The organism is Paracoccus alkenifer (assembly GCF_900108405.1).
In the GTDB taxonomy this organism is placed as follows: Bacteria; Pseudomonadota; Alphaproteobacteria; order Rhodobacterales; family Rhodobacteraceae; genus Paracoccus; species Paracoccus alkenifer.
The window spans coordinates 299,136-318,204 of record NZ_FNXG01000001.1 but is presented as its reverse complement, the minus strand read 5'-3'; the positions used below and the strand labels follow the sequence as shown (position 1 = coordinate 318,204).

Sequence of the window (19,069 nt, the reverse complement as noted above, 5' to 3'; positions counted from 1 at the left end):
GGGGCTCTGCTCGGGCACAGTCCTTGTGCGCCATTCATGTGCCGGGTGTCCCCGCGCGTGTCTGGCACCTGTGGGAGGACAAGATGAAAAGAACCATGACGTTCAGCGCCCTTGCGCTGCTGATGACTTCGGCGGCCGCCTTTGCCGATACGGTGACGGTCGTGACCTCGTTTCCGCGCGATCTGACCGATCCGTTCAAGGCGGCGTTCGAGGCCGCCCACCCCGGCACCATGCTTGAGGTGGTCAGCCGCAACACCAACGCCGCAGTGTCGCATTTGCAGGAAACCCGCAGCGCCAACACCATCGACCTGATGTGGGCCTCGGCCCCCGATGCGTTCGAGGTGCTCAAGGAAGAAGGGCTGCTGGCCAAGGTGGATGTGCAGTCCGAAGGCATCCCCGACCAGATCGGCGGCTATCCGATCAACGATCCCGACGGCAGCTATTACGGATTTGCCGCCTCGGGCTACGGGATCATGTATAACACCCGCTATGTGCAGGCCAACGACCTGCCCGTGGCCGAGGAATGGGACGACCTGAAGCGCGCCGAATACAACGGCCATGTCGCGATGTCCTCGCCCTCGCGGTCGGGCACCACGCATCTGACCGTCGAAACCCTGTTGCAGGGCGAGGGCTGGGACGAAGGCTGGGCGACGTGGAAATGGATCTCGGGCAACATGAACACCGTGACGGAACGCAGCTTCGGCGTGCCCGATGCGGTCAATTCCGGCGCCACGGGTTTCGGCATCGTGATCGACTTTTTCGGGCTGGCGTCCAAGGCCAGCGGCTTTCCGGTCGAGCTGGTCTATCCCAGCGTGACCGCCATCGTGCCCGCCAATATCGGCGTGCTGGCCAATGCCCCGAACGAGGAGGGGGCGGTGAAATTCGTCGAATTCCTGCTGTCCCCCGAAGGGCAGAAGGTGCTTTTGAACCCCGCCATCATGCGCCTGCCGGTCAACCCCGAGGCCTATGCGGACGCGCCGGAAAACTTTCCGAACCCGTTTTCCGAGGATTTCGCCCCCGGTGCGATTGAATTCGACGTGGACGTGTCAGGCGCGCGCTACACTCTGGTGAATTCGCTGTTCGACGTGCTGGTCACCTATCGCATGGATGATCTGCGCGCCGCTGTGTCCGCCGTGCAAAAGGCCGAGGCCGCACATGCCGACAGCGGCAACGACGAGGCAGCGGCCCTGATCGCCGAGGCGCGCGCGCTGGTCGAGGCGATGCCGATCAACGCCGAGCAGTCGCTCGATGCGTCCTTTACCGGCGCCTTTACCATCTCGCGCGCGGATCCCGACACCGAGGTGGTGGGTCGTCAGGCCGAGATCGAACAGGAATGGGATCGCTTTGCCGTCGAAAATTATCGGCAGGCGAAAAAACTGGCCGATCAGGCAGCCGCGCTGAAATGAACCGCGTGCCCGTTTCCTGAACCGATCCCGCGCCGCCCGGCGGCGCGGGATCCACACGCTGCGAGGATATCATGGCCGATACAACCACCCCATCGCGCGGCTTCACGCTGTTCCCCCGCCTGTCGGGTGCGGCGGTCGCGGGGATCCTGATCGCGATCTTCCTGATGGCGTTTCTGGTGCTGCCGGTGGCGCAGGTGATCTATGTGGCGTTTCTGGATGCCCGCACCGGCGTCTTCACGCTGCAAAACTTTCAGGATTTCTTCAACACCACGCTGTTTCGCGAAAGCTTTGCGAACTCGTTCTATGTCTCGGCCATGTCGGTGGTGCTGGCGACGCTGATTGCGCTGCCGCTGGCCTATATCACGACCCGCTTCAACTTTGCCGGCACGGCGGCAATTCAGGCGCTGGGGATCATCCCGCTGATCATGCCGCCCTTTGTCGGCGCGGTGGCGATGTCGCTGCTGTTCGGGCGCAACGGCTCCATCAACCTGCTGCTGAACCAGCATTTCGGCTTTCGCATCCCCTTTATGGAGGGGTTGAACGGCGTCATCCTGGTCCAGTCGATCCATTATTTCCCCTTTATCCTGATCAACCTGTCCGCAAGCCTGCGCAACATCGACCGCTCGATGGAGGAAGCCGCGCAGAACCTCGGCTCGCACGGGATACGCATGTTCCGCCGCATCGTGTTTCCGCTGGCGATGCCGGGTTATCTGGCCGGGGCGGCGCTGGTCTTCATCAAGGTGTTCGACGACCTGGGCACGCCGCTTTTGCTGAACGTCAACAACATGCTGGCGCCCCAAGCCTATCTGCGCATCACCGGGGTCGGGATCAACGATCCGATGGGCTATGTGATTTCCTTTATCCTCGTGGCGTTTTCGGTGTTCTCGCTGTGGGCGTCCTTCCTGTTCATGCGCGGCAAGGATTACGCCACCGTCCAGAAAGGCGGAGGCGGCCTGTCGCGGCGCGACCTGAAACCGCGCGAGAAATGGCTGGCATGGGGCGTGATCCTGCTGATCCTTGCCATGGTGCTGTCGCCCCATATCGGGCTGCTGCTGCTGGCCTTTGGGACGATCTGGTCGTTCTCGCCGCTGCCAGACGGGTTCACCTTGCAGCATTTCGGCACCATCTTTACCCAATCCTCACAATATGTGTGGAACACGCTGATCTACGCCGGATCGGCGGCCGTGATCGACGTGATCCTGGGCACGGCCATCGCCTATATCGTGATCCGCACCGGGCTGCCGGGGCGCAAATGGCTGGACTATATGGCGACCGCCGCGCTGGCCGTGCCCGGCGTTGTGCTGGGCATCGGCTATCTGCGCATGTTCCACGGCATCCAGCTGCCTTTCGGGCTGGGCCAGATGTCGAGTTTCTGGGGCATCATCATCGTGGCGCTGGCGGTGCGGCGGCTGCCCTATGCGCTGCGCGCCTGCATGGCGGCGCTGCAACAGGTGTCGCTGTCGCTTGAGGAAGCGGCCGAAAGCCTTGGCGCCTCGCGCTCCAGCACCATCCGGCGGATCGTGGTGCCCCTGATGACGGGCGGCATTCTTGCCGGGTTCGTCACCAGCTTTGCCACGGCGGCGGTCGAGCTGTCGGCCACGATCATGCTGGTGGGGCGGTCCTCGGACGCGCCGCTGGCTTACGGCATCTATCTTTACATGCAGTCGCCCGCCGGCCGCGGACCGGGCGCGGCGCTTGGCATCCTTGCGGTCGTGATCGTGGCGCTTGGCAGTTATCTGTCGCAGCGCATCATCGAGCGCGAGCGTGCCCGCCAGGCCATGACAGCCGACCGGCCCTGAATTTCGGAGAACACAGATGACACTGACGAAAGCCGGAATCCGCATCGAGGATCTGCATCTGTCCTTTGGCGAGACCAAGGTGCTGGAAGGCATCGACATGGTGATCGAGCCGGGCGAGTTCTTTGCCTTTCTCGGGCCTTCGGGTTCGGGCAAATCGACGCTGCTGCGCGCCATTGCCGGTTTCGGCCCGACGCCGCGCGGGCGCATCCTGATCGGGGACCGCGACATCGCAGCGCTGCCGCCGTGGAAACGCAACGTGGGCATGGTGTTCCAGTCCTATGCGCTGTGGCCCCACATGTCCGTGCGCCGCAACGTGGCCTTTGGGCTTGAGGAACGCCGGATGCCCGCGCGCGAGATCGGCCCCAGGGTCGAGCAGGCGCTGGAAACCGTGGGGCTGCTGCATCTGGCCGACCGGATGCCCGCGCAGCTTTCCGGCGGCCAGCAGCAGCGCGTCGCTCTGGCCCGGACCATCGCGATCGAGCCGCAGGTGCTGCTGCTGGACGAGCCGCTGTCGAACCTCGACGCCGCGCTCAGGGTCCAGATGCGGCGCGAATTGCTGGCCCTGCAACGCAAGCTGGGGCTGACCACGATCTTCGTGACGCATGACCAGGAAGAAGCGAACACCACCTCGGACCGGATGGCGGTTCTGGACCGCGGCGTGATCCAGCAGATCGGCACCCCGCAGCAGCTTTACGACCACCCCGAAAACGCCTTTGTCGCGGGGTTTTTGGGCACGGCGAACATCCTCAAGGGCGCCATGCAGGGCGCGGATTTCGTGACCGAGGCGGGCCAGCGCCTGCCTGTCGCCCCCGCTGCTGCACCCGCCGCTGCACCCGCCGCCGACGTGAACCGCATCGTGCTGCGCCCGCAGAATATCCGCATCGCGGCGTCGGGCGGCGACATCATGGGCACGGTCGCGCATCGTGAATTCCTGGGCAGCCAGATCCGCTATCTGGTGGATACCCCCGACGGACAGATCATCGTCGATACGCTGCATTCCTCTGGCCCGCCACCTTACGACGAGGGCGCGGCGGTGTCGCTGTCCATCGACAGCCAAAGCGCGCCGCTGCTGGCGGACTAGCACCTACGCGCCCCCCGGCCCGTAACGCCCGCCGGCACTTGCCCCGGCAGCCCCGCCTGATGCGGGGCGATCGGCATTCCATGTCCCGCAGACACGGCGGCCCGGCCTTTCCCCATGTATCGCAAAGCAGTCTTGACAGACGACGCGCCTGTGTCGCAGAAGCCAGCTGTCGTGGTGCCGCGCAAGCGGCTTAATACGGGAATCGGGTGCGCCTGAAGGCAAATCCCGGACTGCCCCCGCAACTGTAAGCGGCGAGCGACGGCCATTACGCCACTGTGCCGACAGGCATGGGAAGGCTGGCCGAAGCGATGACCCGCAAGTCAGGAGACCTGCCGCCGACACTCACCCATCCGCGGCGCGGGGCGCGTCCGAGGAGCGGCTATTCCGCAGCGGTGACGATTGGAACCGTCTGCGGGGTGCAAACAATCCCCACAGGCAGATTGTCATGTGGCCCGCCGGGCCTTTCGGGGAGGGAACCATGCGGTTCTCGTCGCTTTGCATTCTGGCCGTCGCTACCGCGATGCCGGTCGTTTCCGCCAATGCGCAGGATTCGATCCTTCTGGACGAAATCGTCATCTCGGGTGGGCTGACGCCGCTGGCTGCCCAGAATTATGCGCGGTCCTATTCCGTGCTGACGGCCGAGGACATGGCTGCTGCCGGCGTGACCTCGGTGCAGGATGCCCTGCGGCGGGTGCCGGGGGTGGCGGTCACCTCGACCGGCGACAGCTATACGCAAGTGCGCATCCGGGGCAGCGAATTCAGTCATGTGCTGGTGCTGATCGACGGGGTCGAGGCGAACTCGCCCAGCGGCGGCTCGTATCTGTTCACCGGCATGGACCTTGCAGATGTCGAGCGAATCGAGGTGCTGCGCGGCCCGCAATCGACCATCTACGGCTCGAACGCTGCCGCCGGGGTGATCTCGATCACCACGCGGCAGGCGAGCAAGCCGGGGCTGTCCTATGGCGGCGCGGTCGAGGTCGGCGGGCTGGGCACGCGCGCGGCGTCGGCCTATATCCGCCAGCGCAGCGAGCGCGGGGCGCTGAGCTTTTCGCTGTCTGCCCGCAATATCGACGGCAAGGACGACTCGCGCAGCGGCGGCGACAAGGATTTCAACGACACCACCACCGCGGTGCTGAACGGCTCGTACGAGCTGACCGACCAGGTGACCGCCGGTTTCACCCTGCGCCGCAGCTGGCAGGAATACGGCTATGACGCCACCACCTCGCCGGTGGCGGATCCGCGCGATTATCAGGTGGACGCGCCGCTGACCGCCAAGCGGGACGAGACCTATGGTTCGCTCTGGCTCGAGGCCGGGGCGCTGGACGGCAGGCTGCACAGCCGGCTGGTGTTTTCGGGAATGAATCAGGACGCCCGGAATTTCAATGCGGGCGTGGCCAGTTCCAATGACCGTTCGACCCGCCGCAGCCTGCGTTATACCGGCAGCTATGCGCTGGACGGGTCTGACGCCCGCACCGCCGACCAGAAGCTGATCTTTGCCGCCGAAACCGAGCGCGAGACCTATCGCTCTACCTACTATCCCGGCGGCACCTATGAACGCGACACCCATGCGGTGGCGCTGGAATACCAGGGCCATTATGCCGATGGCGTCTCGGTGCAGGCCGGGGTCCGGCGCGAATTCAACGACGTGTTCCGTGATGCGACAACCTGGAATCTTGCAACGGCATGGCAGGTGCCGGGGCAGGATCTGCGGCTGCGGGCCGCGGCCGGCCGCGCCCATGTCAACCCGACCATGTTCCAGCAATACGGCTATGTTCCGGGCGTCTGGGAAGGGAACCCCGACCTGAAGCCCGCGCGCAGCATGAACTATGAGCTGGGTGCCGATCTGGGGTTCGCGGGTGGACGCGGGCTGGCCACATTCACGGTCTTTCAAAGCAAGATCGACGACATGATCACCGGCACCGCGACGAGCGCGGAGAACGCGCCCGGCACCAGCACCCGCAAGGGGTTCGAGCTGGGCGTGACCATGCAGGCGACCGACACGCTGTCGCTGGGTGCCGACTATACCTATGTCGATGCGGCCCAGGCCAGCGGCCTGCCGATCGTGCGCGCCCCGCGCCACCAGCTTGGCCTGCGTGCAAGCCAGGGGTTCGCCGCAGGGCGCGGGCTGGCGTCGGTGGACATCCGCCATGTCAGCGGCACCTATGACATGGAGTGGTTCAACCACGTCTGGAGCGATGAAAACCCCAGCCCCGCGACCAGCAAGCTGCCGGGCTTCACCACCGTCAACCTTGCCGCGCATTACGACCTGAACGACGAAATCCGGCTGCAAGGCCGCATCGTGAACCTGTTCGACAAGGAATATTCCGAGGCTTGGGGCTATTACGGTCAGGGCCGCACCGCCTATGTCGGGCTTGAGGCCAGGTGGTAAGGCATCTGGCCAAGGCCGGGTGCATCGCGCTTGGCCTCTGGCTCGGGGGTGCGGCCGATGCCGCGCCGCCGCAGCGGGTGGTGTCGATGAACCTGTGCACCGACCAGCTGGCGATGCTGGTCGCGGCGCCGGGGCAGCTGGTTTCGGTCAGCTATCTGGCCGTCGATCCCATGGCCTCGGCCATGGTGGCCCAGGCCGAGACGCTGCCGGTCAACCATGGCCTGGCCGAGGAAATCGCCTTTCTGCGGCCGGATCTGGTGCTGGCGGGCCGCTATACGACCCGGGTGACCGTGGACATGCTGACCCGTCTTGGCCACCGCGTCGAGATCTTCGAGCCGGAAAACTCGCTGGACGATATCCGCGCCAACCTGCGGCAGATGGGGCGCGTCCTTGGCCGCGAGGCGCGGGCCGAGGCGCTGGTCGCGCAGATGGACGCCGAGCTGGCGCAGATCGCCGCGGCCGCGCCCCCCGTCCGCCCCGAGACGGCGATCTACTATTCCTCGGGCTTCACCTCGGGCGCGGGTTCGCTGGGCAACACGATCGTCGAGACGGCCGGGCTGGAAAATATCGCGCCCCGACTGGGGATGGGCGCAGGCGGGGTTATCCCGCTTGAGGCGCTGATCCTTGCCGGACCTCGGCTGGTGGTGCGCGGACAGACCTATCAGGGCCACAGCCGGGGCGAGGAAATGCTGCGCCATCCCGCGCTGGAAGCCATGCTGACGCCGCCGCGCGCCCAAGCCGAGACACGGCCCGAATGGAGCTGCGGCACGCCGCTGACCGTCAACGCCATCCGCGCGCTTCAGGATGCCGCGCGGGCAGGGGCCGGGCTGTGAGGCTGATCCTGGCCCTGAGCGCGCTCTGCGCGCTGCTGTTTTCCACATCGCTTTTCGTGGGGTCGGGGAACGTCGGCTTCTGGAACAGCCTTCGCGGCTATCTGGGCGCGGGCGATCCGCTTGTCGTGCTGGTGATGCAGGAACTGCGCCTGCCGCGGGCGGCGCTGGCGGTGCTGATCGGCGCGTCGCTGGGCCTTGCCGGAGCGGGGTTGCAGGGGTTCCTGCGCAACCCGCTGGCCGAGCCGGGGATCGTCGGCACCTCGGCCTTTGCTGCGCTGGGGGCGGTGCTGGCCCTGCAAACTGGCCTCGCCGCGGTTTTCCCGATGGCGCTGCCGCTGGCGGGGCTTGCCGGGGCGGCGCTGTCGGTGCTGCTGCTGCTTGCGCTGTCCGGCCCCGGCGCGCGGACCACGACGCTGATCCTGTCGGGCGTGGCGCTGTCGGCGGCTGCGGGCGCCATGGTCAGCCTTGCGCTGAATCTGTCCAGAAACCCTTTTGCCGCCAACGAGATGATGTTCTGGATGATGGGGTCTCTGGCGGACCGTTCGTTCCAGCATGTCGTGGTGGCACTGCCGATCCTTGCGCTGGGCGCCCTGCTGATCTGGTCGTCGCGCAAGGGGCTGGACGCGCTGTCGCTGGGCGAGGAAACGGCAGTCTCGATGGGGGTGGATGTCCGCCGGCTGCGGCTGATGCTGATTTTCGGCACCGCCTGTCTGAGCGGCGCGGCGACCTCGGTCGCCGGCATGATCGGCTTTGTCGGCCTTGTCGTGCCGCATCTGCTGCGGCGGGCGACCGGAGGGCTGCCCTCGCGCCTGCTTGTGCCCTCGGCCGTCGGGGGCGCGGCGCTGATCCTGGCGGCCGATATCACCGTGCGGGTGATCCTGCCGGGGCGCGACCTGAAGCTGGGCGTGCTGACCGCGCTGATCGGGACGCCGGTGTTTTTGCACCTGATCTGGAAATCGCGGGGGCGCGAGGCATGACGGCGCTGTTGACGCTAAGGGGGCTGGCGGTCGGTCGCAGGCTCGGGCCCACGGATCTTGCGCTTGCCGCAGGTGAATTCGTCGGGCTGGTCGGCCCGAACGGCGCGGGCAAGACCACGCTTTTGCGCGCCGCCCTTGGCCTGCTGCCGGCCGCCGGGCACAGCTCGATTGCCGCGCTGCCCATCACCGCGCGGCCGCGCCATGTCGCCTATCTCGCGCAGGAACGCGAGCTGGTCTGGCCGATCGCGGTCGAGGAGCTGGTCGCGCTGGGATGGCGCGCAAACCCCGATCACCGCGGCGACGGGATGGCCCAGGCGCGCGCCCTGTCGCAGCGACTGGGCCTTGCCGCATTTGCGCGTCGTCAGGTTCCCGGTCTGTCGGGGGGCGAGCGCGCAAGGGTTCTGCTGGCCCGTGCGCTGGCGCAGGGCGCGCCGCTGCTGTTGGCCGACGAACCCTGTGCCGCGCTTGACCCTGCGCAGTCGATCCGGACCGCAAAGCTGCTGCGGGCGCGGGCCGATGCGGGCGATGCGGTGCTGGCGACCATGCACGACCTGCCCCTGGCCGCGCGCTATTGCACCCGCATGATCGTGCTTGACCAAGGGGAAATCCGCGCCGACGGACCGCCCGGGACGGTGCTGACGCAAGAGCTTTGCCGCGAGGTTTTCGGCGTCGCCGTGCTCAGACACGGCGCAGGATGGACCATTGCAGAACTGGAGGACGAGGCATGAAGGAAACGCTGGAACGCTGGCTGAGCGACGAGATCACCGGCTGGTCGATGGGCAGCTTTGGCGCCATTTGCGAATTCATCCGCTGGCCGGGCGATGCCCCGGCCTTGCCGGCCGATCGCAATGCTGGCTGGTTCACCCCGCGCGGCGGCATCCGGTTTGACCGGACCGAGGGGCTGACGGCGCTGGCCTGGGACATGCCCTCGACCAAATCCGAGCGCTTCTTTCGCCATGTCGAATTCCTGCTGCCCGAGGCCGAGGCGCTGGTTCCCCAATGCAAGGGGCTGACCGAGATCGGGGTGGATGAAGACGCGATCCGCCCCGAGGACCGGGACATGATCATTTTCGACGGCGGCCTGGAACAGAAGAATGTCCGCTTTTGCGTGCGCACCCGCGACCCCGAGCTGATCGCAGAGCTTCGCGCCAACGAGGGGCGCGGTTATTTCGACCCGCAGAACTCGGCCTCTGCGATGATCCTTGGCAAGCATCCGCACCGCGTGTCCCTGACCGCCGCCGGGCGGGTCGAGGTCTATCAGAAGATCGGCGGCCCGGATACCGGCTGGAAAAGCCCTGATGGCCCGCACACGCATCTGCTGCCGAAACTGCTTGCCGCAGGGCGGACCCATTCAGCCAACACCCCGATCCCCGAGGGATTTCTGCCGGTGGCATCCCTTCATCCGGCGTCGCCTTTCTCGCTGCCCGACGGGACCGAGCGCCCGTTCTGCAAGGCGACATGGCGCCATTACGCCGAGCTGATGGATGCGCATCGCTCGGCCGAGGTAACGGCGCTGCGGGCAAGCCTGGCCGGGGGTGCGACACATGACAGCGGCGGCCCGGTCATCGACGCCGATGAATTGCCCGAGGGCAGCGTGCCGCCGCAGGGCCGGCATCTTCGTCACGCAGCCCGCGTCTGGGATCTTGAGCGAAAGCTGGCATCCGCAGGGTAAAGCCGGTGGCGCGGCGGCAGCGGGCAGCCTGGCCCGATGCCGCCGGTTCCGGGCCATGGCCCCGGGTCACGAGACCGTCGGCAGCACGCTTTGCGCGATGCTCGCGTCCAGCGCCTCAAAGCTGTTGAGGCCGATCACCTCGTAAAGCTCGGCGCGGGTCTGCATCTGGGGGATCATCGCGGTGGTGGCGCCGTCGCGGGCCAGCGTGGCGTAAAGCTTTTCCTGCGCCTTGTTGGCGACGCGCAGCGACGAGACCGGCCAGATCACCATGTCATAGCCCAGATCCTCGAATTCCTGCGCGGTCAGGGCGGGGGTGCGGCCGAACTCGGTCATGTTGGCCAGCAGTTTCACGCCGGGCAGGGCCGCGCGGATTTCGCGGAACATCTCGACGCTAGTCAGCGCCTCGGGAAAGATCGCATCGGCACCGGCCTCGACATAAAGCTTCGCGCGCGCCACCGCGCCCTCGATGCCCTCGCTGGCGGCCGCGTCGGTGCGCGCGATGATGACCAGATCGCGCCGGGCGCGGGCGGCAGCGGCGACCTTGGCGGCCATGTCCTGCGCCGATGCCAGCTTCTTGTCGTTCAGATGACCGCATTTCTTCGGCAAAAGCTGGTCCTCAAGATGCACGGCGCCCGCGCCGGCCTCTTCGAACACGCGCACCATGTGCATGACGTTCAGCGCCTCGCCGTAGCCGGTATCGCCATCGACCAGCAGCGGCAGGCCGCTGGCCCGCGCGATCTGGCGGATGAAAAACGCCACCTCATCGACCGTGATGATGCCCAGATCGGGCAGGCCCATGCTGGCGGTCATCGCGGCGCCGGACAGATACAGCGCCTCGAACCCCGCCGCCCTGGCCTGCAAGGCGGCCATGCCGTTATGCGCGCCGGGCAGGCGCATTATGCCGGGGCGGGTCAGCGCGGCGCGAAACCGCTGGCCCGCCGGGGCCTGCGGCAGGTCGTCTGCGATCAGATAGGGCATCTCAGACCTCGTGCTGCGGCGCGGGCAGCAGGCCGCGTTTGTCGATCGGGGTAAAGGCGCGGTTGTCCGGGCCGATGTAATTGGCGGAAGGGCGGATGATCTTGTTGTCCTGCCGCTGCTCAACCACATGCGCCCCCCAGCCGGCGGTGCGGGCGATGACGAAGATCGGGGTGAACATTGCCGTCGGCACGCCCAGCAGGTGATAGGAGACCGCCGAATACCAGTCGAGATTCGGGAACATCCGCTTTTCCTGCATCATCACCGTCTCGATCCGTTCGGCGATATCGAACATCCTTGTAGACCCGGCGGCGTCAGATAGCTGCTTTGCCACCCGCTTGATCACCACGTTGCGCGGATCGGCGATGGTATAGACCGGATGGCCAAAGCCGATGATGACCTCGCGCGCGGCCATGCGGGCGCGGATGTCGAGCTCGGCCTCGTCGGGGGTGTCGTAGCGTTTCTGGATTTCAAAGGCGACCTCGTTGGCGCCGCCGTGTTTCGGTCCGCGCAGGGCGCCGATGGCCCCGGCCACGGCGGAATAGACGTCCGAGCCGGTGCCCGCGATGGTGCGGGCGGTAAAGGTCGAGGCGTTGAATTCATGCTCGGCATAAAGGTTCAGCGTGGTGTGCATCGCCCGCACCTCGGCCCCGGTCGCGGGTTGCCCGTGCAGCAGATGCAGGAAATGCCCGGCGACGGTGTCGTCCCCGGTCTCGACCTCGATCCGGCGGCCGTTCTGCGCGTAGTGGTGCCAGTAAAGCAGCATCGAGCCTTGCGCGGCGATCAGCCGGTCGATGATATCGCGCGCGCCGGGGATGTTGTGATCGACGGCCTCGGGCAGCACGCAACCCAGCGCCGAGACGCCCGAGCGCAGCACGTCCATCGGATGGGCGGCGGCGGGGATCGCCTCAAGCGTCTCGCGCACCGCGCGGGGCAGGCCGCGCAGCGCCTTCAGTTTCGCCTTGTAGGCGCGCAGTTCGGGCGCGCTGGGCAGGGTGCCGTGGACCAGCAGATGCGCGACCTCTTCGAATTCGCAGGCTTCCGCGATGTCGAGGATGTCAAAGCCGCGGTAATGCAGGTCGTTGCCGGATTGCCCGACGCTGCACAGCGCGGTGTTGCCGGCGACCACGCCCGAAAGCGCCACGGATTTCTTGGGTTTGATGATGGTCCCGCTCATTTTGCCCCCCAGTCAAAGATGCCTTGCGGGCGCGGTGCGCCAAGGCGGTCGGCGTTCACGGTGAAATTCAGCGCGGCGAGATCGCCGGCTTTCAGCTCGGCCAGCGCCGCCGCTGCCTGCAAGAAACGCTGCTGCTCGGCCGCCGCGATGATCCCGTCCGAGAGGGTCAGGAATTTCTGCACATAGTTTTCGCGCACAAAGGGGCGGGCGCCGTCGGGATGGGCATCGGCCAGCGCAAGGCTGTCCTCGATCACCCGACCGTCCTTGAGCGTCACCACCACGCGGCCGCCGAACGCCTTTTCGGCCGGATCATGGGCGTGATAGCGGCGGGTCCATTCCGGATACTCGACGGTGCTGATCTTGTGCCACAGCGCCACGGTTTCGGGGCGGTTGGCGCGCTCGGGCGCATAGCTGCGTTCGTGGTGCCAGCCGCCGTCCTCAAGCGCGACGGCAAAGATATACATGATCGAATGGTCCAGCGTCTCGCGGCTGGCCTTGGGGTCCATCTTTTGCGGATCATTCGCGCCGGTGCCGATCACATAATGGGTGTGATGGCTGGTATGGATGACGACGCTGTCGATCTGGCCCGGATCGCCGATCTGCGGCCCCATCCTGCGGGCAAGGTCGATCAGCGCCTGAGACTGGTATTCCGCCGAATGTTCCTTGGTATAGGTATCAAGGATCGCGCGCTTGGCCTGACCCTTGCCCGGCAGGGGCACATGATAGCGGGCGTTCGGGCCGGACAGCAGATAAGCGATGAAACCGTCCTCGCCCTCCCACGCCGGGCTGGGCGCGCCCTCGCCGCGCATCACCCGGTCCACCGCCTCGATCGCCATCTTGCCGGCAAAGGCGGGGGCAAAGGCTTTCCAGCTGGAGATTTCGCCCTTGCGCGACTGGCGGGTGGTGGTGGTCACATGCAGCGCCTGCTGCACGGCCTGATAGATGGTTTCGACGGGCAGGCCCAGCAGCGTGCCGATGCCCGCCGCCGCCGACGGCCCCAGATGGGCGATATGGTCGATCTTGTGCTCATGCAGGCAGATGCCGCGCACCAGATTCACCTGAATCTCATAGCCGGTCGCCAGCCCCCGGATCAGGTCGGCCCCCGATTTGCCGGTATGCTGCGCCACGGCAAGGATCGGCGGGATATTGTCGCCGGGGTGCGAATAATCGGCCGCAAGGAAGGTGTCGTGGAAGTCCAGTTCCCGCACCGCCGTGCCGTTGGCCCATGCCGCCCATTCGGGGGAAACGCGGGTATCGGCCAGCCCGAACACCGTCGCGCCCGGTGCCATCGGGTGGCACAGCGCCTGCGCCCGGGCCGAGGCCACGGGGCGGCGCGCGACGGATGCCGCCGCCACGGCGGCGTTGTCGATGATCCGGTTGATGATCATCTCGGTCACATCCGCATCGACCGCGATCGGATCGGCGGCCACCTCGGCGATTTTCCATGCCAGCTGGTCCTGGCGCGGCAGGTGTTCGGCGGATTTATACGTCCGCACGTCATGGGTGATCATGTCTCGTTCCTTTCGTGTATCTGTCCTGCGGCGGGTTGCATCACGGGTTGGGGGCGCCCGTCCGCATCCACCGCCACCATCTCGAACCGGCCCGAAAGCACGGGGCGATAAGGGGAAATTCCGGGGGCGCCGGCCGTGCCCGCGACCTCGACCGTCATCGAGCTGCGGCCGGTGCGGGTGACGCTTGCCACCAGCTCCAGCATCTCGCCGACGCGGATCGGGGTGGCGAAATCGACGCGTTCGGACCGCGCCATGACCACCGACATGCCGGCATGGCGGGTGGCCGCGACAAAGGCCGCCTTGGCCATCAACGCCAGCGCGTTGCCGCCGAACAGCGTCCCGTAATGGTTCGCGGCCTCGGGAAAGATCATCTCGATCAGGCGGGTCTCGGATGGCATGGCGGGAACCTTCGCAGCATTTGCAAGGCGACCTTTTCACAACCCGAATACCGTGATAAACTGCTGAATTAGCGCAGGATTGCCAAGGTTCCTCTTGCGAATTGCGAAGGTTGCGAAGATGAGCAAGATATTCATGGGCGTCCGCCTGCGCCGCCTGCGCGAGGAACGCGGCATGACCCAGGCGGCCCTGGCCCGGGCGCTGGAAATCAGCCCCAGCTATCTCAACCAGATCGAGCAGAACGCCCGGCCCCTGACCGTGCCGGTGCTGTTGCGGCTGAACGCCGCCTTTGGGCTGGACGTGCAGCTGTTCTCGGACGCGGATGAGGCGCGGCTGATTACCGACCTGCGCGCGGCGCTGGCCGATCAGGGCACGGGGGTGTCGCAGGCCGAGTTGCGCGAACTGGCCGCCAACATGCCCGAGGTCGCGCGCAGCATCATCGCCATGCAGCGCCGATTGCGCGAAACCGCCGAGCGCGCCGACCTGCTGGCGGGAAGCATCGAATCGCCCGGCACCACGCCCGCCGCGTTCGAGGCCGTGCGCGACTGGTTTTATGAACGTCGCAACCATGTGGCGGAACTGGACTCCGCCGCCGAGGCGATCGGCGACGCGCTGCCGGCCGGGCGGATGGCGGCGGGGCTGATCGACCGGCTGGCCGGACGCCACGGCATCCGCATCGCGCAAGACGCGGGCGAGGCGTTGCGCCGCTATGACCCGGGCGCGCGCATCCTGCATCTGGCCCCGCATCTGAACCCCGGCCAGATGGGGTTTCAGATCGCCACGCAGCTGGCCTTTCTGGAACAGGGCGAGGTGATCGACCGGCTGTCGGACGATCCGGCGCTGGCAACCGATGCGCGCACGCTGCTGCGCATCGGGCTGGCCAATTATTTCGCCGGTGCGCTGATCCTGCCCTATCGCGCCTTTCTGGCCGCCGCCGAGGCCACCCGCTATGACATCGACCTGATCGCGCGGCGCTTCGGCGTGGGGTTCGAGACCACCTGCCACCGCCTGTCCACCCTGCAACGCCCGGATGCGCGCGGGGTGCCGTTCTTTTTCATCCGGGTGGACCGGGCCGGAAACATCTCGAAACGCCAGTCGGCGACCGATTTCCATTTCTCGCGCATCGGCGGCTCATGCCCGCTGTGGAACGTCTACGAGGCGTTCGCGCGCCCCGGAGAGATTCTGCGGCAGGTTGCCCAGATGCCCGACGGGCGCAGCTATCTGTGGATCGCGCGGATGGTGCAAAGCGGGCAGGGCGGTTTCGGCGCGCCGGTCAAGACCTTTGCGGTGGCGCTGGGTTGCGACCTGGCCCATGCCGACCGGCTGGTCTATGCAAGCGGCCTTGATCTGCGCAACCCCGAGACGGTCACCCCCATCGGCCCCGGCTGCAAGGTTTGCGAACGCCCCGCCTGCCCGCAGCGCGCCTTTCCGATGGTGGGACGCCCGCTGGCGGCCAGCGCCGGCGAGGCGCGCTTTGCCCCCTATTCCGGGGCGGAGGGGCCCGCGGTCGCGGCCAGCCGCAGGAACCCGGCGATATAGTCGATGGCCTCGTCCCCGCGGCGCAGGCCGATATGCAGCCCCTTGGCGATGCCTTTGCCCAGCCGCACGGCCCGCACCGGCAGCGCCGCACCTTCTTCGCGCAGGATCCAGTCCGGCACCGCGCTGACCCCGCGCCCGGCGGCGACCAGTTGCAGCATCATCTCGGTGGTCTCGACCGTGCGGTGGCGTTTCGGCAGGCAATTGCCGGGCACGAGGAACCGGGTGAACACGTCCAGCCGCTCGGGCTCGACCGGATAGGTGATCAGGGTTTCGCCGGTCAGGTCCGACGGTCGGGCGACTTGGCCCAGAGGATGCGCCCGGGGCACGGCAAGGACCAGCTCGTAATCGAAAACCCGCGTGTAATGGATGCCGGGCAGGTCCAGCGGGTCGGGGGTGATCAGCAGGTCGATTTCATGCCCCAGCAGCGCCCCGATCCCGCCAAAGCGAAAGGCGGTGCGCAGGTCGAGATCCACATCCGGCCACGCCGCCAGATAGGGCGCCACCACCCGCATCAGCCATTGCTGGCAGGGGTGACATTCCATCCCCGCGCGCAACGAGCCGCGGGCACCCTTGGCGAATTCGGCCAGCACCCTTTCGGCGTGGTCGATCTGCGGCAGGACGCGCCCGGCCAGCGCCAGCAGATAGTCGCCCGCTTGGGTCAGGCGCAGGCCGCGGCCTTCCTTTACCCAGACCTTGATGCCGTGGCGGTCCTCAAACTTGCGCATGGTATGGGACAGCGCCGATTGCGTCAGGTTCAGCCGGTCGGCGGCGGCGGTCAGCGAACCCATCCGGTCCACTTCGCGCAGGATGGCCAGATGCTGGCGGTCAAGCATTGATGAATCTCGCTCATGAATAGGTGAAACAATACCATTTCTGATCATGAGCGCCAGCCCGTAGGTTCCGCCGCAAACCGCATTCCCGGAGGACCACATGGTGATTGCAGCAAATCTTGGCTTTCCGCGCATCGGCGCGCGGCGCGAATTGAAAACCGCCGTCGAGGCGCATTGGAAAGGCAACCTCTCGGCCGAGGAACTGGCCGCAGAAGGCGCGCGGCTGCGCGCGCTGCACTGGCGGATCCAGCGTGATGCCGGGCTGGACGTGATCCCCTCGAACGATTTTTCCTTTTACGATCAGGTGCTGGACACCACCGCGATGCTGGGCGCGGTGCCCGACCGCTTTGGTCCGTCGGGCGAGACGGTCACCCCGGCGCAATATTTTGCGATGGCGCGCGGCACCAGCGACGCGCCCGCGATGGAAATGACCAAGTGGTTCGATACCAACTATCACTATATCGTGCCGGAATTCACCGAAGGGCAGAATTTCCGCCTCGCCTCGCAAAAGCCGGTCGATGAGTTTCTTGAGGCCCGGGCGCTGGGCATCCACACAAGGCCGGTGCTGCTGGGGCCGGTGACCTGGCTCAGCCTTGGCAAGGCCAAGGATGCCGGCGTCGATCCCATGGCGCTGCTGCCGGCGATCCTGCCGATCTATGCCGGCGTCTTGCGGCGGTTGGCCGAGGCCGGGGCGGATTGGGTGCAGATCGACGAGCCGATCCTTGTCACCGACCTGTCGGATGCGCAGGCACGCGGCTTGCGCAGCGCCTATGCCGGGTTGGAGGGAAACGGGCCGAAACTGATGCTGGCCAGCTATTTCGGCGCGCTGGACGACAATCTGGATTTGGCGCTGTCGCTGCCGGTGGCGGGGCTGCATCTGGACCTTGTGCGTGCGCCCGGACAGGCGGCGCAGGCTTTGGCGAAGGCCGGTGACAAGCTGCTGTCGCTGGGTCTGATCGACGGGCGCAATGTCTGGCGCGCCGATCTGGCCAAGGCGCTGAAGCTGGCGCAAGACGCCGCCGCAACCCATGGCAAGGATCGTATCCAGATCGCGCCCTCGTGTTCGCTGCTGCATGTGCCGTTCGATCTGGATGCCGAGACCGGGCTGGACGGCGAGATGAAATCCTGGCTGGCCTTTGCGGTGCAGAAACTGGCCGAGGTGGTGACGTTGACCCGCGCGCTGAACGGCGCCGATGTGGCGGCGGAACTGGCGGTCAATGCCGCGGCGGCGGCCTCGCGCCGTGCCTCGCCGCGCATCCATGACCCGCAGGTCAAGGCCCGCGCCGCCGCCGTCACCCGGGCCGATCTCGACCGTCATTCGCCCTATGGCGCGCGGCAAAAGGCGCAGGCGGCGCGGCTGAACCTGCCCGGCTTTCCCACCACCACCATCGGCTCGTTTCCGCAGACCGCCGAGGTGCGCCGCGCCCGCGCCGACCACCGCAAGGGGCTGTTGTCGGATGCCGATTACGAGGCTTTTCTAAAGGCCGAAACCGAAGCCTGCATCCGCCGGCAAGAGGCGCTGGGTCTCGACATGCTGGTCCATGGCGAGTTCGAGCGCAACGACATGGTGGAATATTTCGGCGAACAGCTTGCCGGCTATGCCTTTACCCGGCTGGGCTGGGTGCAGAGCTATGGTTCGCGCTGCGTCAAGCCGCCGCTGATCTTTGGCGATGTGTCGCGGCCCCGGCCGATGACGGTGGAATGGTCGGCCTTTGCGCAATCCCTGACCGATCGCCCGATGAAGGGGATGCTGACCGGGCCGGTCACGATCCTGCAATGGTCCTTTGTGCGCGACGACCAGCCCCGCGCGGACACGGCCAGGCAGATCGCGCTGGCGATCCGCGACGAGGTGGCGGATCTTGAGGCCGCCGGGATCGGGGCGATCCAGATCGACGAACCCGCGATCCGCGAGGGGCTGCCGCTGCGCCGCGCCGGCTGGGATGCCTATCTGCAATGGGCGGTGGATGCCTTCCGGCTGTCGGCGGCCTGCGTGCGCGACGAGACCCAGATCCACACCCATATGTGCTATTCCGAGTTCAACGACATCATGCCCGCCATCGCCGCGATGGATGCGGATGTGATCTCGATCGAGACGTCGCGCTCGGACATGGAGCTGCTGACGGCCTTTGGCGATTTCGAGTATCCGAACGAGATCGGCCCGGGCGTCTGGGATATCCATTCGCCGCGTGTGCCGCCCGAGGCCGATATGGTCACGCTGCTGCGCAAGGCCGCCAGCGTCATCCCGGCGGAGCGGCTGTGGGTGAACCCCGATTGCGGGCTGAAGACCCGCGCCTGGCCCGAGACCGAGGCCGCGTTGCGCAACCTCGTCGCGGCGGCCCGGGCGATGCGCAAGGGCGACCTTGCGCCGTTGCCGGTCGAAGGCGGTAAGGGGGCCGTTGCAGCCTGCGGTTGCGGCACGCACTGATCTGCGGTGAACTGGCGTCGGGCCGGGCGGGAAATTCCCGCCCGGTCGCTTTGCTGATG

15 protein-coding genes and 1 riboswitch are annotated in these 19,069 nt (G+C 66.8%); of the genes, 10 read left to right on the top strand and 5 right to left on the bottom strand.

Annotation, left to right across the window (positions count from 1 at the left end; genetic code table 11):
* Window positions 1-95: 95 nt before the first annotated feature.
* The 8 genes from BLW83_RS01555 to BLW83_RS01520 all read left to right on the top strand — a co-directional run bounded on the left by BLW83_RS01555 (window position 96) and on the right by BLW83_RS01520 (window position 10,157).
* Entirely contained in the window at window positions 96-1,406 is a 1,311-nt protein-coding gene (locus BLW83_RS01555) for an ABC transporter substrate-binding protein (RefSeq protein WP_245728570.1), read from the top strand.
* Window positions 1,407-1,477: 71 nt separating this feature from the next.
* A complete protein-coding gene (locus BLW83_RS01550; RefSeq protein WP_090844894.1) occupies window positions 1,478-3,205 on the top strand; it encodes an ABC transporter permease in 1,728 nt (575 codons plus the stop codon).
* Window positions 3,206-3,221: 16 nt separating this feature from the next.
* Window positions 3,222-4,286, top strand: a complete 1,065-nt coding sequence (locus BLW83_RS01545; RefSeq protein WP_090844892.1) for an ABC transporter ATP-binding protein — start codon at window positions 3,222-3,224, stop codon at window positions 4,284-4,286.
* A gap of 155 nt (window positions 4,287-4,441) precedes the next feature.
* Window positions 4,442-4,637, top strand: a riboswitch (cobalamin riboswitch).
* A 127-nt stretch (window positions 4,638-4,764) separates the two neighbouring features.
* Entirely contained in the window at window positions 4,765-6,675 is a 1,911-nt protein-coding gene (locus tag BLW83_RS01540; protein WP_090845834.1) for a TonB-dependent receptor plug domain-containing protein, read from the top strand.
* On the top strand, window positions 6,669-7,508 hold the full coding sequence (locus BLW83_RS01535; RefSeq protein WP_245728569.1) for an ABC transporter substrate-binding protein: 840 nt from the start codon (window positions 6,669-6,671) through the stop codon (window positions 7,506-7,508). Before BLW83_RS01540 ends, BLW83_RS01535 begins: the two co-directional genes overlap by 7 nt.
* Complete coding sequence (locus BLW83_RS01530; RefSeq protein ID WP_245728568.1) at window positions 7,505-8,485, top strand: FecCD family ABC transporter permease; 981 nt, start codon at window positions 7,505-7,507, stop codon at window positions 8,483-8,485. Before BLW83_RS01535 ends, BLW83_RS01530 begins: the two co-directional genes overlap by 4 nt.
* On the top strand, window positions 8,482-9,213 hold the full coding sequence (locus tag BLW83_RS01525) for an ABC transporter ATP-binding protein (RefSeq protein ID WP_090844888.1): 732 nt from the start codon (window positions 8,482-8,484) through the stop codon (window positions 9,211-9,213). The genes BLW83_RS01530 and BLW83_RS01525 overlap by 4 nt, the downstream gene beginning before the upstream one ends.
* Complete coding sequence (locus tag BLW83_RS01520; RefSeq protein WP_090844886.1) at window positions 9,210-10,157, top strand: DUF6925 family protein; 948 nt, start codon at window positions 9,210-9,212, stop codon at window positions 10,155-10,157. Before BLW83_RS01525 ends, BLW83_RS01520 begins: the two co-directional genes overlap by 4 nt.
* Before the next feature lie 66 nt (window positions 10,158-10,223).
* On the opposite strand, the gene prpB is transcribed toward BLW83_RS01520, so the two are convergent.
* The 4 genes from prpB to BLW83_RS01500 are packed head-to-tail and all read right to left on the bottom strand — an operon-like array spanning window position 10,224 to window position 14,218.
* Window positions 10,224-11,135, bottom strand: coding sequence for a methylisocitrate lyase (gene prpB / locus BLW83_RS01515; RefSeq protein ID WP_090844884.1), 912 nt, complete (start codon window positions 11,133-11,135; stop codon window positions 10,224-10,226).
* A 1-nt stretch (window position 11,136) separates the two neighbouring features.
* The gene (prpC, locus tag BLW83_RS01510; protein ID WP_090844882.1) at window positions 11,137-12,309 is read right to left on the bottom strand and encodes a bifunctional 2-methylcitrate synthase/citrate synthase; all 1,173 of its coding nucleotides are present in this window, start codon (window positions 12,307-12,309) and stop codon (window positions 11,137-11,139) included.
* On the bottom strand, window positions 12,306-13,820 hold the full coding sequence (locus tag BLW83_RS01505; protein ID WP_090844880.1) for an MmgE/PrpD family protein: 1,515 nt from the start codon (window positions 13,818-13,820) through the stop codon (window positions 12,306-12,308). The genes prpC and BLW83_RS01505 overlap by 4 nt, the downstream gene beginning before the upstream one ends.
* A complete protein-coding gene (locus BLW83_RS01500; RefSeq protein WP_090844879.1) occupies window positions 13,817-14,218 on the bottom strand; it encodes an acyl-CoA thioesterase in 402 nt (133 codons plus the stop codon). Before BLW83_RS01500 ends, BLW83_RS01505 begins: the two co-directional genes overlap by 4 nt.
* Before the next feature lie 118 nt (window positions 14,219-14,336).
* Between BLW83_RS01500 and BLW83_RS01495 the strand changes: the two genes are divergently transcribed.
* A complete protein-coding gene (locus BLW83_RS01495) occupies window positions 14,337-15,755 on the top strand; it encodes a short-chain fatty acyl-CoA regulator family protein (protein ID WP_090844877.1) in 1,419 nt (472 codons plus the stop codon).
* On the opposite strand, the gene BLW83_RS01490 is transcribed toward BLW83_RS01495, so the two are convergent.
* A complete protein-coding gene (locus tag BLW83_RS01490) occupies window positions 15,698-16,588 on the bottom strand; it encodes a LysR family transcriptional regulator (protein ID WP_090844874.1) in 891 nt (296 codons plus the stop codon). The genes BLW83_RS01495 and BLW83_RS01490 overlap by 58 nt on opposite strands.
* 97 nt (window positions 16,589-16,685) lie before the next feature.
* On the opposite strand from BLW83_RS01490, the gene metE reads away from it, so the two are divergent.
* Window positions 16,686-19,010 (top strand): 5-methyltetrahydropteroyltriglutamate--homocysteine S-methyltransferase, encoded by a 2,325-nt coding sequence (gene metE, locus BLW83_RS01485; RefSeq protein WP_090844872.1) that lies wholly within the window; start codon window positions 16,686-16,688, stop codon window positions 19,008-19,010.
* The last annotated feature ends 59 nt before the right edge of the window (window positions 19,011-19,069 follow it).